At 72.1% G+C, this 14,745-nt stretch carries 14 protein-coding genes; all 14 read right to left on the bottom strand.

From position 1 onward, the window contains the following. On the bottom strand, positions 1-3,371 hold a 3,371-nt coding region (locus ACFY0I_RS36615), incomplete at its 3' end, for an amino acid adenylation domain-containing protein (protein ID WP_388903925.1). A gap of 34 nt (positions 3,372-3,405) precedes the next feature. Then, complete coding sequence (locus tag ACFY0I_RS36610; RefSeq protein ID WP_388903923.1) at positions 3,406-7,419, bottom strand: amino acid adenylation domain-containing protein; 4,014 nt, start codon at positions 7,417-7,419, stop codon at positions 3,406-3,408. A gap of 217 nt (positions 7,420-7,636) precedes the next feature. Further along, positions 7,637-7,849 carry an MbtH family protein gene (locus tag ACFY0I_RS36605; protein ID WP_388903922.1) on the bottom strand — a complete coding sequence of 71 codons (213 nt, stop codon included), beginning with the start codon at positions 7,847-7,849 and terminating at the stop codon, positions 7,637-7,639. A 64-nt stretch (positions 7,850-7,913) separates the two neighbouring features. Beyond that, positions 7,914-8,531, bottom strand: a complete 618-nt coding sequence (locus ACFY0I_RS36600; protein ID WP_388903921.1) for a 2-hydroxychromene-2-carboxylate isomerase — start codon at positions 8,529-8,531, stop codon at positions 7,914-7,916. Positions 8,532-8,563: 32 nt separating this feature from the next. Further along, a complete protein-coding gene (gene fabG, locus ACFY0I_RS36595; protein WP_362880986.1) occupies positions 8,564-9,310 on the bottom strand; it encodes a 3-oxoacyl-[acyl-carrier-protein] reductase in 747 nt (248 codons plus the stop codon). A 13-nt stretch (positions 9,311-9,323) separates the two neighbouring features. Continuing rightward, positions 9,324-9,803, bottom strand: coding sequence for a beta-hydroxyacyl-ACP dehydratase (locus tag ACFY0I_RS36590; protein ID WP_362880985.1), 480 nt, complete (start codon positions 9,801-9,803; stop codon positions 9,324-9,326). Continuing rightward, positions 9,800-10,207 carry a 3-hydroxyacyl-ACP dehydratase FabZ family protein gene (locus ACFY0I_RS36585; RefSeq protein WP_388903920.1) on the bottom strand — a complete coding sequence of 136 codons (408 nt, stop codon included), beginning with the start codon at positions 10,205-10,207 and terminating at the stop codon, positions 9,800-9,802. Before ACFY0I_RS36585 ends, ACFY0I_RS36590 begins: the two co-directional genes overlap by 4 nt. Next, positions 10,207-10,455: an acyl carrier protein gene (locus ACFY0I_RS36580; protein ID WP_388903918.1), complete on the bottom strand. Its 249-nt coding sequence runs from the start codon at positions 10,453-10,455 to the stop codon at positions 10,207-10,209. Before ACFY0I_RS36580 ends, ACFY0I_RS36585 begins: the two co-directional genes overlap by 1 nt. Positions 10,456-10,494: 39 nt before the next feature. Further along, on the bottom strand, positions 10,495-11,616 hold the full coding sequence (locus ACFY0I_RS36575; RefSeq protein ID WP_388903916.1) for a beta-ketoacyl synthase N-terminal-like domain-containing protein: 1,122 nt from the start codon (positions 11,614-11,616) through the stop codon (positions 10,495-10,497). A gap of 167 nt (positions 11,617-11,783) precedes the next feature. Next, a complete protein-coding gene (locus tag ACFY0I_RS36570) occupies positions 11,784-12,167 on the bottom strand; it encodes a hypothetical protein (protein WP_362880978.1) in 384 nt (127 codons plus the stop codon). Beyond that, positions 12,167-12,574, bottom strand: coding sequence for a hypothetical protein (locus ACFY0I_RS36565; protein ID WP_362880977.1), 408 nt, complete (start codon positions 12,572-12,574; stop codon positions 12,167-12,169). The genes ACFY0I_RS36570 and ACFY0I_RS36565 overlap by 1 nt, the downstream gene beginning before the upstream one ends. 1 nt (position 12,575) lies before the next feature. Beyond that, positions 12,576-12,920, bottom strand: a complete 345-nt coding sequence (locus tag ACFY0I_RS36560; RefSeq protein WP_388903915.1) for a hypothetical protein — start codon at positions 12,918-12,920, stop codon at positions 12,576-12,578. Then, entirely contained in the window at positions 12,917-13,885 is a 969-nt protein-coding gene (locus ACFY0I_RS36555; protein ID WP_388903913.1) for a hypothetical protein, read from the bottom strand. The genes ACFY0I_RS36560 and ACFY0I_RS36555 overlap by 4 nt, the downstream gene beginning before the upstream one ends. Then, positions 13,882-14,730 carry an alpha/beta fold hydrolase gene (locus tag ACFY0I_RS36550; RefSeq protein ID WP_388903912.1) on the bottom strand — a complete coding sequence of 283 codons (849 nt, stop codon included), beginning with the start codon at positions 14,728-14,730 and terminating at the stop codon, positions 13,882-13,884. The genes ACFY0I_RS36555 and ACFY0I_RS36550 overlap by 4 nt, the downstream gene beginning before the upstream one ends. Between the last annotated feature and the right edge of the window lie 15 nt (positions 14,731-14,745).

Genomic DNA, 14,745 nt, shown 5'->3' with positions numbered 1-14,745 from the left:
CCGGCCTTCCACACCGCCAACACCGACACCACCAACTCCACCGACGAACGCGGCAGCGCCAACGCCACCAACGACTCCGGCCCCACCCCCAACCCGACCAGGCGCCGGGCCAACCGCTCCGCCCGCACATCGAGGTCGGCCGCCGACATGACCTCTCCGGTCGCGATCAGCGCCGGTGCCTCGGGGGCGGCGGCGACCCGTCGGTCCCACAGCTCGGGCACGGTCAGGTCCTCGACCGCGCTCGGGTGGGTGCCCCACTCCCCCAGGACCCGCTGTCGTTCGCCGGCGTCCAGGACGTCGAACGAGCCGATGGGCGCCTCGGGGTCCGCGGTCAGCGCGTCGAGCAGCCGGACCAGGCGGTCGGTGAGCCCGGCGACGGTGGTCTCGTCGAACAGGTCCGTGCTGTACTCCACCAGACCCTCGAAGGCGCCGGTGACGTGCTCGGTGACCTCGAAGGCGAGGTCGAACTTGGCGGCGCCCGTCCGCACCCGGTGCATCCGGGTGTCCAGGCCGGGCAGCCGCAGGTCGGCCGCCTCCGTGTTCTGCAGGACGAGCATCACCTGGAAGAGCGGGTGACGGGCCCGGGAACGATCAGGGGCCACCGCGTCCACGACCCGCTCGAACGGCACGTCCTGATGCGCGTACGCCGCCAGATCCCCCTCACGCACCCGCGACAACAACTCCCGGAACGACGGATCACCCGACACGTCCGTACGCAACACCAGCGTGTTCACGAAGAACCCCACCAGCTCGTCCAACGCCTCGTCCTGACGCCCCGCGATCGCACCACCGATCGGAACGTCCTCCCCCGCACCCAACCGGGAGAGGAGGGCGGCGAGTCCCGCCTGGAGGACCATGAAGGGCGTGGAGCGGGTTTCCTGGGCGAGGGCCCGGATCCGCAGGCCGAGGTCACGGGGGACGGTGAAGGGGTGGCCGGCGCCCCGGTGGCCGGCGACGGCGGGCCGGGGCCGGTCGGTCGGCAACTCCAGCAGGTCCGGGGCGCCGGCCAGCGTCTTCGTCCAGAACCGCAGCTGGCGGCTGATCAGGGACTCCGGGTCGTCCTCGGAACCGAGCAGCTCCTGCTGCCAGAGGCTGTGGTCCGCGTACTGCACCGGCAGTGGCCGCAGGTCGGGAGCGACCCCTTCGGCGCGGGCCGCGTAGGCGGCGGCGAGATCCTGACCCAGAGGAGCCAGTGACCAACCGTCCGCCGCGATGTGGTGGACCGTCAGCAACAGCACCTGCTCCTCGGGACCCAGCACGAACACCTCGGCACGCAGCGGCAACTCGGCCGCCAGATCGAACCCACGCGCCGCCGAAGCGACGAGCGCCGCGTCCAACCCGTCCTGCGACACCTCCACGACGGCCAACCCCGGACGGGCCACCGCCGCATCGAGGATCTGTTGACGGGGCACTCCGTCCGTCTCCGGGAAGAGGGTGCGCAGGCTCTCGTGCCGGGCGACGACATCGCCCAGTGCGGCGCGGAGCGCGTCGTGATCCAGGGATCCGGTCAGATGGAGGGCGTAGGGCAGGTTGTAGGTGGCCGCGCCGCCCTCCAGGCGGTCCAGGAACCACAGCCGGCGTTGCGCGTACGACAGCGGCAGGGTCTCGGGCCGGGCCACGGGTCGTACTGCGGGCCGGGCGGCCCCCGCGCCGCGGAGCAGCGGGGCGAGCGCGGCGACGGTGGGGGCCTCGAAGACGGCGCGGACGGGCAGCTCCACGCCGAAGACGGAGCGGACCCTGCTGACCAGGCGGGTGGCGAGCAGCGAGTGCCCACCGAAGTGGAAGAAGTCGTCGTCGATGCCGACTCCGGGCAGCGCGAGCACCTCGGCGAACAGGGTGGCGAGCCGCTCCTCGTCGGGGGTGCGCGGGCTGCGCCCGGACGTGGCGGACGCGAAGTCGGGGGCGGGGAGCGCGTTGCGGTCCAGCTTGCCGTTGGGGGTGAGCGGGAACCGGTCGAGGACGACGTACGCGGCCGGGACCATGTGGTCGGGGAGGCTCTCGGCGGCCAGGGCGCGCAGGGCGGCGGTTTCGGGGGCCGGTCCGCCGGCGACGGGGACGGTGTAGGCGGCGAGGAGTTTGCTGCCGGGGCGGTCCTCGCGGGCGACGACGGCGACCTGGGCGACCGTCGGATGGGCGGCGAGCCGGGCCTCGATCTCGCCGAGTTCGATGCGGAAGCCGCGGATCTTGACCTGGTGGTCGCTGCGGCCGAGGTAGTCGACGCCGCCGGCGGCGTTCCATCGGGCGAGGTCGCCGGTGCGGTACATGCGGGCCCCGGGGGGACCGTACGGGTCGGCGGTGAACCGCTCGGCGGTCAGGGCTGGTCGCATCCAGTAGCCGCGGGCCAGGCCCTCGCCTCCGATGTACAGCTCGCCCTCGTCGGCTGGTCGCAGGTGCTCGTCGAGCACGCGCAGGGTGGTGTTCCAGATGGGGCTTCCGATGCCGGGCAGGTCGTGGGCGCCCTCGACGTCGAGGGTGGTGGACCAGACGGTGGTCTCGGTCGGCCCGTACATGTTGGTGGTGCGCGCGCCGAGGGCGCTCATCGCGTCGGCCAGTGCCGGGGGCAGTGCCTCGCCGCCGACCAGCATCCGCAGGCCGCGCAGGGCCTCGGGGGCTTCGGTGGTCAGGGCGTGGAACAGCGACGGTGTGGCCTGCAGGACGGTGGCGCCGCTGTCCGCGGCGAGTGCGGCGAGCCGGACCGGGTCGAGGACGCTCTCGCGGGGGGCGATGACCACGGCGGCGCCGGCGAGCAGCGGCAGGTACATCTCCACGACGGCGATGTCGAAGGCGATGGTGGTGACCGCGAGCAGCCGGTCGTCGGCCGTCATGGGGAAGCGGTCGGCCATGTACGACAGGAAGTTCAGCAGGTTGCGGCGGGTGATCAGCACGCCCTTGGGGCGGCCGGTGGAGCCGGAGGTGTAGATGGCGTACGCGGGGTGGGCCGGGTGGAGCGGGGCGATCCGGTCGGCGTCGGTGAGGTCGGTGTCGGAGCGGCCGGCGGCGGCGGCCTCGGCCTCGGCGAGGGCGGCGGCGTCCAGGAACAGGGCGGGCCGGGCGTCGTCGAGGATGTAGTGGACGCGGTCGGCGGGGTAGTCGGGGTCGAGCGGCACGTAGCCCGCGCCGGACTTCAGTACGGCGAGCAGGGCGACGGGCAGTTCCAGGGAGCGCGGCAGGGCGAGGGCGACCAGGCTCTCGGGGCCGGCGCCGCGTGCCACGAGCTCGCGGGCGAGCCGGTTGGCGCGGGCGTTGAGCCCGGCGTGGTCGAGGCGTCGGCCTTCGAAGAGCAGGGCCGTGGCGTGCGGGGTGCGGGCGGCCCGGGCCTCGATCAGCGCGGTGGGGTCGGCGTCCGGCAGGGCGCGCTCGGTGTCGTTCATCGTGGTAACCACCCTTGAATGGCTGTCGGTTGCGTCAGGCTCCGGCCGTGGCCGGGGCGTCGACGGCAGGGGCGGCGGGTGTGGCGGGGCCGGCGGGTGCGGCGAGGGCCCCGAGGCCGGTGGGGGCTCCGAGGCCCGTGGGGGCTCCGGGGGTTGCCGCTTCGATGCGGTGCAGTTCGGCCGCGAGGATCCGGCCGATCTCGGCGAGGGCCGCGGGCTTCATCAGGTCGTTGTGGCTGCGCTCCAGGTGGTGCGCGGTGATCGCGCCGGCCACGTACGGCCGCCAGGTCTCGGGGGTCGGCGAGATGTCGACCTTGTCGAGGGAGGCCACCAGGATGGTGACGTCGCCGCCGTACCGGGCGGGTACGAACTCGTGGACGAGTTCGCGGCCGTTCGCGTAGACCCGGCCGATCGCCTCGATGTGGTGCTGCTCCAGGCTGGCCAGGGAACTGCCGAGCTTGCGGAGGATCTCGATGACCTTCTCGTGCTTGAGCGGCTTCTTGCCGAGGTAGCGGCGGTCGTAGCCGACCCAGCGCAGCAGGTCGGCGAGGATCTCCTGTTCGCCGAGCTCGGCGAGCGTCTGGCCGGGGTAGGTGTCGAGGATCGCCAGCAGTCCGACGTCCTCGCCCGCCCGCTCCAGGCGGGTGGCGATGACGTGGGCGGCGATGCCGCCGGAGGAGTAGCCGAGCAAGTGGTAGGGGCCGTGCGGTTGGACCTTGCGGATCTGCTCGACGTAGTCGTCGGCCATGTCCTCGAAGGAGCGGGGCAGCGCGCCGGTACCGTCCAGGCCGCGGGCCTGGAGCGCGTAGACGGGGGTGTCCTGGCCGAGGTGCTTGATGATGCCGGCGTAGCACCAGCCGAGTCCGCCGGCCGGGTGGACGCAGAACACGGCGGGGCGGTCGCCGTGCGGGCGCAGCGGCAGCAGGACGTCGAGCGGGTCCTCGTCGCGGTCGCCGTCGGCGATCCTGGCGTCGAGGAGTGCCGGGGTGGGGGCCTCGAAGACGCTGCGGATGGTGAGTTCGGTGCCGAAGGTGACGCGGACGCGGGAGACCAGGCGGGTGGCGAGCAGGGAGTGGCCCCCGAGGTTGAAGAAGTTGTCGTCCATGCCGATCCGGGGCAGGCCCAGCACCTCGGCGAACAGGCCGCAGACGATCTCCTCGCGCGGGTTGCCGGGGGCGCGGCCGGTGGTGGCGGCCGCGAGGTCGGGGGCCGGTAGGGCCTTGCGGTTCAGCTTGCCGTTGGGGGTGAGCGGCAGGACGGGAAGGGTGACGAAGGCGGCGGGCACCATGTGCTCGGGCAGTTCGCCGGCCAGCTCGCGGCGCAGTTCGTCGGCGGTGGGAGCGCCGGAACCGGCCGGGACGAGGTAGGCGACCAGGCGCTTGTCGCCCGGGGTGTCCTCGCGGGCCACGACGGCGGCGTGGGCGATGTCGGGGTGGCGGTCGAGGGCGGCCTCGATCTCGCCGAGTTCGATGCGGAAGCCGCGGATCTTGACCTGGTCATCGGTACGACCCAGGTACTCCAACACCCCGCCCGCGGTCCAACGCGCCAGGTCCCCGGTCCGGTACATCCGCGAGCCCGCCGGACCGTACGGATCCGCGATGAACCGCTCCGCGCTCAGGCCCGGCCGCCCCAGATAACCACGGGCCAACTGCACCCCCGCCAGGTACAACTCACCCGGCGCGCCGGGGCCGGCCGGGCGCAGGGCGGCGTCCAGGACGTACGTACGGGTGTTCCGAACGGGACGGCCGATCGGTACCGGACCGGCGTCGGGAGCGCATTCCCAGGCCGTGACGTCCACGGACGCCTCGGTGGGACCGTAGAGGTTGTAGAGCCCCACCCGGGGCAGCACCCGGAAGAACTGGTTCTGAAGCTCCTCGGGCAGCGCCTCGCCGCTGCACACGACCCGGCGCAGCACGGTGCACGCCGAAGCGGCGGGCTCCTGGAGGAACACCTGCAACATGGACGGCACGAAATGCACGGTCGTGACCCGCTCCGCACGGATCAACCCCGCCAGATACACCGGATCCCGATGCCCCTCCGGACGCGCCACCACCAACGTCGCACCACTGACCAACGGCCAGAAGAACTCCCACACCGACACGTCGAACCCCGACGGCGTCTTCTGCAACACCCGATCGTCACCGGCCAACCCGAACCGGTCCTGCATCCACACCAACCGGTTCACGATCCCCCGATGGGAAACCACCACCCCCTTGGGACGACCCGTCGAACCCGACGTGTAGATGACGTACGCCGGATGGTCCCGCTCGGGGGCCGGGCCGGCGACGGGGCCGTCGGGCTGGGCCGCGAGCAGGTCGACGGTGTCGTCGATGTCCACCACGAGCAGCGGCGCGGCGAGGCCGGCGGGCAGCCGTACGGCGGTCTCGGCGGTGGTGAGCAGCAGCGCGGGCCGGGCGTCGTCGAGCATGAACGCGATGCGGTCGGCGGGGTAGTCGGGGTCCACCGGCAGGTAGGCGGCGCCGGCCTTGAGCACCGCGAGCAGGCTCGTGAGGAGTTCGACGGAGCGCGGGACGGCGAGGGCCACCAGGTCCTCGGGTCCGACGCCCCGGGCGCGCAGGACGTGGGCGAGGCGGTCGGCGCGGCCGTGCAGCTCGGCGTAGGTCAGGGAGCTGCCCTCGAAGCGCAGGGCCTCGGCGTCCGGGGTGCGCGCCGCCTGCCCGGCCAGCAGCTCCGTCAGGGTGTCCGGTGCCTCGTCGCGGGCGGTGTCGTTGTGTCCGCGGACCACGAGGTCGATCTCGGCGTCACCGGTGACCTCGATCCGGCCGACGGGGGATGCGGGATCGGCGGCGGCCAGTCGGCCCAGGAAGCCGAGGAAGCGGTCCTGGTGGGCGGCGATCTCCCGGGGGGTGTACAGGGCCGGGTTGGCGTCGAAGTCGACTTGGAGGCCGCGGCCGTCGGAGCGCTCGTAGACGATCAGGGAGAGGTCGTCGGAGGGGCCGATGGAGAGGTTGTTGACGACGGCGGGCGCCTCGCCGAAGCGCAGCCCGTAGTCGAACATCATGATGTTGATCTCGGGGCCGGCCAGCCGTCCGCCGCCGCTCAGCAGCTTGCGGTCGCGGACCAGGTCCTCGTAGCGGTAGTGCTGGTGCTTCACGGTGGCGCGCAGGTCGGCCGAGACCTGGAGCAGCAGGTCCGCGAGGGTCATGTCCTGGGTGACCGGCACGCGCAGCGGTACGACGTTGGAGACCATGCCCGGTACGGAGCGGGCGGCCTTGCCCAGGCGGCAGGAGACGGGGACGCCGAGGACCACCTCGTCGGCGCCGGTGGAGCGCTGGAGGTAGAGGGCGGCTGCGGTCATCATGGCCGCCGGCCAGGTCACGCCGACCTCGCGGGCGGTGTCCCGCAGCGCCTCCAGGCTGTCCTTGGGGAGGAATTCGGTGCGGCGCACCAGGCCGTGGGCCATGACGGGCCTGGTGTCGGAGAGGCCCACGGGTTCGGGGCAGTCGGCGAGTTCGTCCTGCCAGAACTGCCGGTCGGCGGCGAAGCGTTCACCGGCGCGGTACTCGGCGTCGGAGCGGACCAGGTCGGCGACCGTGCCGAAGCCGCTGGGCTCCGGCTCGCGGCCGGCGGCCAGCGCGGTGTACAGCTCGGCGGCACGCCGGGTGACCAGGGCGACGGCGAACCCGTCGACGGTGACGTGGTGGTAGCGGTAGAACCAGAAGTAGCGCTCGGTGTCGACCCGCAGCAGGGCGAAGCGGAAGAGCAGGTCGCGGCGCGGGTCGACGGGCTCGGCGAGCGCCTCGCGCATCCAGGCCTCGGCAGCCGCCTCGGGGTCGTCCTCGCCGCGGACGTCCAGCTGCTCCAGCTGCCAGGCCGGCGCCGGGTCGGCGATCTGCCACAGTCCCTCGTCGTCCTCGACGATCCGCATGCGCAGCGCCTCGGCCTCATCGACCAGGATGCGCAGCGCCTCTTCCAGAATTCCGGCGTGCACCGGCCCCTGGATGTCGAGGTATTCGGCCGCGTTGTAGATCGGGTTTTCCGGGTCGAGCTGCTGGGCGAACCAAATTCCGGACTGAGCCGCGGTCAATGACAAGGCGTCTCCAGCGAGCATGATTCCCATCCACCCCTAGCGGACAATCGGCAGCCGAAGAACCCGGGCTGTGACTTTCGTAGAACGAATTCCACTCTCACATCTGTCCGAAATCATCGACAACGCCCACTGCATCAACCTGCCATCCGGCCCCGGCAACGCCGAACGGGCGTTGCAGATACCTGCCAACGCCCGTCCCCTCGGCTTCTTGCTGTCAGGCCGCGGTGGCCCGGACCAGGCTGGTCGGCCGCATGTCCGTCCAGTTCTCGTTGATGTGGTCGAGGCACTCCTGCCGGGGCGCCGTGCCGTGCCGGACGGTCCAGCCGGCCGGTACCTCCGCGAACGCGGGCCACAGGGAGTACTGGCCCTCTTCGTTGACGAGCACGAAGTAGCTCGCGGCGTCGTCCTCGAACGGGTTGGTCGCCATATCTCTGCTTCCTTTCCTGCGGTGCGTGGTGAAGGGAATTGGTGTGGGTGTCGGAAAAGACGTGTCAGCGGGCGGCCCGTACCGACTCGGCGAATCCGGTCAGCCGGTCGACGCCCCAGTACTTGTCGAAGCCGCTGATGAAGAAGGGGACGCCGAAGACGCCGTCCCGGTGCAGGGAGTTCAGGGCGTTCAGCCCCAGCTCGCGGATCTCGGGGTCCTCGTGGGCCCGTGCGAGCGCCTCGGGGTCGAGCCTCAGGCCCTCGCCGATCTTGCGGATGGTGTCGGGATCGGAGATGTCCTCGCCGAGCTCCCAGCGGGCGCGGTAGGTCTCGGCGATGAACTCACTTCCCGCTCCGAGCCGCTCGGCCGCCAGGTACGCCAGGTGCGACACCTCCCAGCGGGGAGCGGGGTCCACCGGCCACACCATGTCCAGGCCGCGGGCCCGGGCCAGGCGCCGGACGTCCTGGAGGATGTAGAGGTGCTTCTCCTTGGACATCGGGACGTACGGGAGCTTGATGTTGCTGCGCTCCAACTCGTCCAGGGCCGGCTCGTCCGGCTCCCAGAAGGGCAGCCATTCGATCGCCGCGGCCACGTCCGCGTGCCGGCCGACCAGGTCCCGGTAGGCCATCCAGGAGTAGGGGCTGCGGAAGGAGAAGTACCAGCGGGGTCCTCGTCGTGCCATCACCGCCTCCAGCGGTTCGTGTGCGGTTGGGGCTAGATCGTGATGCCGCCGTCGATCTGCAGGACGGCTCCGGTGATGTACGCGGCCTTGTCCGAGGCCAGGTAGGCGACCAGGTCGGCGACCTCCTGCGCGGTGCCCATGCGGCGCAGCGGGATGGCGGACAGGGCTTCCTTGCGGGCCTTGTCGTTCATCCCGGCGACCATGTCGGTCTCGATGAAGCCGGGTGCGACCGCGTTGACGCGGATGCCGGAGCGGCCCGTCTCCTTCGCCAGGGCCCGGGAGAAGCCGATGATCCCCGCCTTGGAGGCGGAGTAGTTGGTCTGGGTGCCGTGGCCGTAGACCCCGGCGACCGAGGAGATGTTGACGATGGCGCCGCCGCGGCGCTTCATCATCCCGAAGACCACCGCGCGGCAGACGTGGTAGACGCCGTCCAGATTGGTGTCGATGACCTGGCGCCACTGTTCGTCCTCCATGAGGACCAACGGGTTGTCGCGGGTGATCCCGGCGGCGGTGACGGCCGCGGAGATCGGTCCCAGCCCGTCCTCGGTCGCCGTGATCCAGGCCCGTACGGCGGGGCCGTCGGCGACGTCGACACGGCTGCCCACCACCTGGACGCCGAACTCCTCGCCGGCCTTCTCCAGGGTGCGCGCGGCGTTGTCGTCGGAGCGGTAGCAGAAGGCCACGTCGAATCCGTCGCGGGCGAGCGCGCGGACCGTGGCGCGGCCGATGCCGCGGGAGCCGCCGGTGACGAGGGCCACCGGGTTGGTGCTGTCCGACATGTCGTTCGTCTCCTCAGGCGGTGGCGGGGCGCAGCGCCGCCGCGGGGCGGAAGGCCATGACGATCCGGTCGACGGTCATCACCGTCTCGCCGGCGGAACGGGTCTCCCCGTCGAACAGCAGCGTGTCGTCGACCTTGCGGTCCAGGCGCACGCGGTGTTCCAGGACCTCTCCGGGCAGGACCGGGCGGTGGAACTCGACGCCGGTCATGCCGCCGAAGAGCATCACGCGGCCGTCGAGGACGTCCGGGTTGGGGTCGTCCCAGGTGGCCAGTACGCCGGCGGACTGGCACCAGGACTCCACGAGCAGCGTCGCCGGGTAGGCGAAGTCCTCCTCGGGGGTGTCCGCGTCGAGCCGCTCGTACCAGGGTTCGTTGCAGGTGACGGCTTTGAGGGCGATGAGCCGCTCACCGGGGACGATGTCCACGACCCGGTCCACCAGCAGCATGGGGAAGCGGTGGGGCAGCCGGGCCCGGATGTCGCGCTGGCCGATCACGCTGCCGCCTCCTCTCCGGTGGTCGCGGGCGCGGCGTAGCGCAGGCGTACGCCGGCCGCGGGGCCCCGTCCGGTGGTGAGCTTGGCCCGCACCTGCCAGTCGCCGGCGGGGGTCAGCTTCCAGGCGAGGGCGATGTCGATCCGGTCGCCGGGGAAGACCGGCCCGGTGAACCGGGTGGACTCCACGGCCGCGAGGCGGGCGCCCTTGGCGCCGTCGGGCAGGGTGGCCTCGGCGCCCTGGCGGGCGCATTCGACCAGGCAGACCCCGGGGAAGATGGGAAAGCCCGGGTAGTGGCCGGGGAGCACGGTTTCGGTGTCCGCCACGGTGAACCGGGCCGCGGTGCTCAGCTCGCCCTCGGCGGGCAGCACCTCGACCGCGGCGAGGAGTGGGCCGGCGGCAGGCATCAGGCCGCCCGTGCCGTGTCGATGCGGGCGCGCAACACTTCGTACGCGCTCTGCAGGGTGACGATGTGCTTCAGATCGGACTCCGGCAGTTTGACGCCGTACTTCTTCTCCAGCACCACGACGACTTCCAGGGCCATCAGCGAGTCGACCTCCAGGTCGTCGACGAACGTGACGTCGTCGCCCACCTCGGTCACGTCGACGTCCAGTACCTGGGCGACGAGTTCGCGCAGTTCTTCCTTGTCCAGCACGGTGTTCTTGTCCTTTCGGGAGGGCGGGCGCGGCGCGCCTCAGCGCAGGCCGAGCAGGGCGCAGCCGACGGTGCCGGTGCGGTCCACGGAGGTGATCACGCCGATCCGGCCGGCCGCCTCGGCGGGCCGGTCCTCGGCGTACGACAGCAGGGCGGCGGCCTGGAAGGCGGCCGCGGCGGCGCCGGTGTCGCCGATCAGGCCGGTCGGCGTGAGGTCGGCGTGGTCGACGGCGCCGAACACCTCGCGCACCGCGTCGGCCTCGCCGAGGCCCTCGCGGCCGGGCGCGCCGGAGCGGGCGACGGCGGCCACCTGCGACGGCTCGACGCCGGCCCGGCGCAGGGCCGCGCGCAGGCAGGCGACGAGGGCGGGGCGGGGGTCGCCGTCGAGGACGACGCCCAGTTCCACGGCGAGGAGTTCGGCGAGGACGGGCTGGTCGGTGTCCTCGGGCGTGTGCGGTTCGACGAGCAGCATGGCGCAGCCCTCGCCGAGGGCGGGGGCTGCCGGCGCGGCGTCCGCGCCGGCCGGCTCGGCGCTGTGGTGCTCCAGCCAGGAGCGGGCCTGGCTGAACTCCTCGGCGGCGCCGCACAGCACGGTGCGGGCGCGTCCCGATCCCAGTAGCCGGCGCGAGTAGTTCAGGGCGTGCAGGCCCGCGGTGCGACCGCCGGCGATGGTGGCGTTGGGGCCCTTGAGGTGGAACCAGATGGCGCTCTGTCCGGCGGCGCAGTTCATGACCGTGTTGGGGAAGCGGGCCGGGTCGACGAAGAAGGGCTGGTCCCCGGTGAGGGAGTCCCGGGTGAAGTCCATCATCGACTGGGCGCTGCCGGTGGTGGTGCCCAGGGCGAAGGCGGCGCCCTCCCCGGTGCCGACGGCGCGGTTGCGCGCCGAGTCGTCCAGCAGGGCGCCGGCGGCGGTGACGGCGAGGCCGGTGACCCGGTCCATCGAGCGGGTGCCCTTCTTGCCGAGCACCTCGCGGACCGCGAAGCCGGGCACGACGTGGCCCACGCCGTCGGGGGTCGTGCCGTGCTCGGGCCCGAGCTCGGTGACGGTCGTGCGCCGCTCCCGCAGGCCCTCGGTGAAGGCGGCCCTGCCGATGCCGTACGGCGACACGGCCGACCAGGCGGTGATCACCGGGCGTCCGGTGCCGGTGGTGGGAGTGGTCATGACCGTCACGTGTTCCTTCCGTTCGGGGTGGTGCCGGTGGTGGTGCCGTTCATGCCGTGGTGGTGCCGTCCGTGCCGGCGGTGGTGCCGTTCGTGGCCGGTGGTCCCGGGCGGGCCGGTCTTGCCGGTGGTCCCGGGCGGGCCGTTCGTGTGTCCCGGGTGGGCCGGTCACAGGAAGACGACCATCCGGTACTCGTTCCAGCGGGCGGCGGTCTCGTCGGCGGCGACGAGCCGGACACCTTCGATCAGCGGCCGGGCGGCGGCGAGGGCCGCGATGTCGGGCTCCTCCACGAGGACGCCGACGCCCTGCTCCAGCAGGGTGCGGACGCCGGCGCGGGGGTCGGTGAGGGTGTCCACCGTCCGGCTTCCGATGCGCAGCGCCGGTACGGGGCCGGTGTCCAGGGCGTAGCTCGCGGCGGAACCGCGCAGCAGGATGTCGAGGCCGCCCAGTTGCCGGTGCAGTTCGGTGGCGAGGTAGAGCTCGTCGAAGAACTGTTTCTCCAGCGCGCCGCGGTAGCCGTGTTCGACGATGGCCAACACACGGGCGTCCATCAGATCCCCCCCAGGTGCAGGACCTTGTCGGCGGCAGCCGCGTTGGCGGCGTATCCGCCGGGCGGGCGGATCACCACCTGGGGCAGGTGGTGATCGGCTCCCCGGTCGTCGCTGCAGAAGCGGCAGCCGTACCAGTACAGCCGCCCCTCCCAGGTCGTGAGGAGGTCCTCCACCAGTGCCGCGGTGGAGGGGTACTCCCTGTTCCAGTCGGCGAGGTTGCGCGGCTTGTCGTCGCCGAGGGCGCGTTGGGTGAGCATGGTCGCGTACCCGCAGGTCCACACCTGTACGGTGGCGCCGCGCTCCAGGAGGGACTGGGTGAGCCGCAGGGCGGTGGTGACCTGGTCCGAGGTGTGAGGGGGACCCATGAGGGTGATGAGCACGTCGGTGTGCGGAATCTTCCTGGCCACTTCAGTGCCACACCACCCGGACGGCCGGATCGAGGATCCAGCCCGCCACCACGTCCATGCCCACGACGCGCAGTTCGGGGCGGAGCGACGCCTCCTCCAGGCCGCGCTGGGCCAGCGAGAAGCTGTCCGCGGCGAGCACTCCGCCCTCCTTCTGGAACCGGTCCAGGTCGCTGTCGCTGCCGGGGACGGCGAGCACGACCCCGTCCTGGACCAGGAAGAGGAGCGCCGTCTGCCCGGTGATCACCTGCGTGACCGCGTCGCGCCGGAAGCCGGCGTCCTGCGCGAAGCGACCCTGGCTCTCGACGAGCAGCAGCCGGGGGGCGCCGCTCTCCCAGTCCTCGCTCACGCCGCCGGCGTCCCGTTGACGGCGTCGAGGACGCGCTGGTCGAAGTTGACGAGGCTCCAGTCGCGACGGTTCTCGATGACGGCGTAGCCGTGGACGATGCGGCCGGTGGCGGTCTTCACGAGCTCGCCGTCGCGCAGGACGTAGAAGTCCATGCGCGAGGTGTAGGTGAAGTCCTTGAACACCTCCTCGACGGTGTACACCGTGTAGAGGTCCTCCTCCATCAGCGCCTCGTCGAGGATGCGGATGTCGGAGCGGGGCACGACCGGGATCCAGCGGCGGTCGTCGAGCAGCGTCTTGATGGAGATGCCGCGGTCCGCGACGAAGCGGTCCTTGCCCTCCTCCATGAGGCGCAGGTAGCCGGACATCTGGATGCGCTCGGTGAAGTGGCAGTACGGGTACGGGATGTTCCACTTCCAGGCGTACGCGTTGCGGCCGGCGGTGAGGGAGGCGAGGATCTCCTCCTCGGCCGGGGCGGCGACGGGCGCCTCGCGCTCCAGGTCGTCGCCGAGCGTGGCGACGGCGAAGCGGGCGAGCTGCTCGGGGACCTCGCCGGCCGCCTCGAGGTAGGTGTCGATCCGCAGGGAGACGCGGACCTTCGAAGTGACGGCCTTGTGGATCTCGCCGCCCCGCTCGAACTGGATGGTGACCTTGAAGCCGATGGTCCCGTCGTCGTCCTTGGTCCACGGCACGACCTGCGCCTCGGCGGTGTCGTCCATGTGGAAGGCGTGCAGGATGCGGCTGTCGATGGTGACCAGGTCCAGGCCCAGCCCGTGCTCCTCGTACAGCGCGCGGGCGGGCAGCCCGGACTGGCGGAAGTGGTCCAGTACGGCTTCCTCGACGAGGTAGTTGACGTGCTTGAAGCCGATCCAGGTGCAGATGTTGGACCCCTCGTAGCGGGGTCGCACCGTGGTGGTGGTGGCGGTGGTCAGCAGCGTCTTGACGGCGGTGTCCGTGACGAGGGTCATGCGCGGTGCTCCAGGGCGGTGAGGAGGGCGGGCCCGCTCGGCGGGGTCAGGCCCATGGTCGAGTTGACGAAGCTGCTGACGGCGGCGGCGAACTCGCCCGCCGCGTCGAGCATCGGGAAGTGCCCGCTGCCGGGCAGGACGCGGGAGACGGCGTCGGGCAGGGCCGCGGCCAGCGCCACGCCCTCCTGGGGCCGGGCCGCGAAGTCGTGCTCGCCGGCCAGTACCAGGGCGGGCGCGGTGATCCGCCCGGTCTGCAGGGCGGGGGTGCGCAGGTACAGCTCGAAGAAGCGCAGCCAGCCGTAGGGGCCGACGCGGTCGCGGACCCGTTCCCCCATCGCCCGGCGGACGTCGTCCGGGAGCCGGCCGCCGGAGTGGGCGCGGATGCCCTCCTCCATGATCAGGTGGAAGTCGTTGAGGTAGTAACTGATGGCGTTCCAGTCGAACTCCTCGGCCCGGGACCGGTAGAACGGCGACACGAGGACCAGGGCCCGGATGCCGTACTGGCGCAGCGAGTCGACGCCGCCCCGGTTCTTCTGGTCGAGCAGGTCGAGCAGGACGTTGGCGGCCATCGAGTGGGCGACGACCACTTCGGCGCCGCCCGGCACCGCCTCCAGGGCCTTGCCGAGCCAGCCCCGCAGGTTGGGCTGCTCGCCCCAGCCGGCGATGGTCTCGGTGCGCCACGGCAGCCGGGCCGTCCACACCTGGTACGACGGCGGCAGCTCGGGCAGGACCCGCTCCCAGACGCTGTCGTTGGCCGCGAGTCCGTGCAGCAGCAGGACGCGGGGCCCGCTGCCCGCGGTGCGCCGTTCGACGGTCACCGGGCGCAGGTCCACATGGGTGTTCATCACAACCTCCTCCTC

Origin of the sequence: Streptomyces sp. NPDC001568 (genome assembly GCF_042893755.1) — a bacterium.
Lineage (GTDB): Bacteria > Actinomycetota > Actinomycetes > Streptomycetales > Streptomycetaceae > Streptomyces.
Note: the sequence above shows the minus strand (reverse complement) of the source record. Positions and strands in the feature narration are given on the sequence as shown.

What these genes read in the sequence shown, in the direction of transcription:
- ACFY0I_RS36555 (WP_388903913.1), bottom strand. Translation starts at nt 13,885, where the DNA reads ATGACCCTCGTCACGGACACCGCCGTCAAGACGCTGCTGACCACCGCC.
- ACFY0I_RS36605 (WP_388903922.1), bottom strand. Translation starts at nt 7,849, where the DNA reads ATGGCGACCAACCCGTTCGAGGACGACGCCGCGAGCTACTTCGTGCTC.
- fabG (WP_362880986.1), bottom strand. Translation starts at nt 9,310, where the DNA reads ATGTCGGACAGCACCAACCCGGTGGCCCTCGTCACCGGCGGCTCCCGC.
- ACFY0I_RS36575 (WP_388903916.1), bottom strand. Translation starts at nt 11,616, where the DNA reads ATGACCACTCCCACCACCGGCACCGGACGCCCGGTGATCACCGCCTGG.
- ACFY0I_RS36550 (WP_388903912.1), bottom strand. Translation starts at nt 14,730, where the DNA reads ATGAACACCCATGTGGACCTGCGCCCGGTGACCGTCGAACGGCGCACC.
- ACFY0I_RS36585 (WP_388903920.1), bottom strand. Translation starts at nt 10,207, where the DNA reads ATGCCTGCCGCCGGCCCACTCCTCGCCGCGGTCGAGGTGCTGCCCGCC.
- ACFY0I_RS36570 (WP_362880978.1), bottom strand. Translation starts at nt 12,167, where the DNA reads ATGGACGCCCGTGTGTTGGCCATCGTCGAACACGGCTACCGCGGCGCG.
- ACFY0I_RS36600 (WP_388903921.1), bottom strand. Translation starts at nt 8,531, where the DNA reads ATGGCACGACGAGGACCCCGCTGGTACTTCTCCTTCCGCAGCCCCTAC.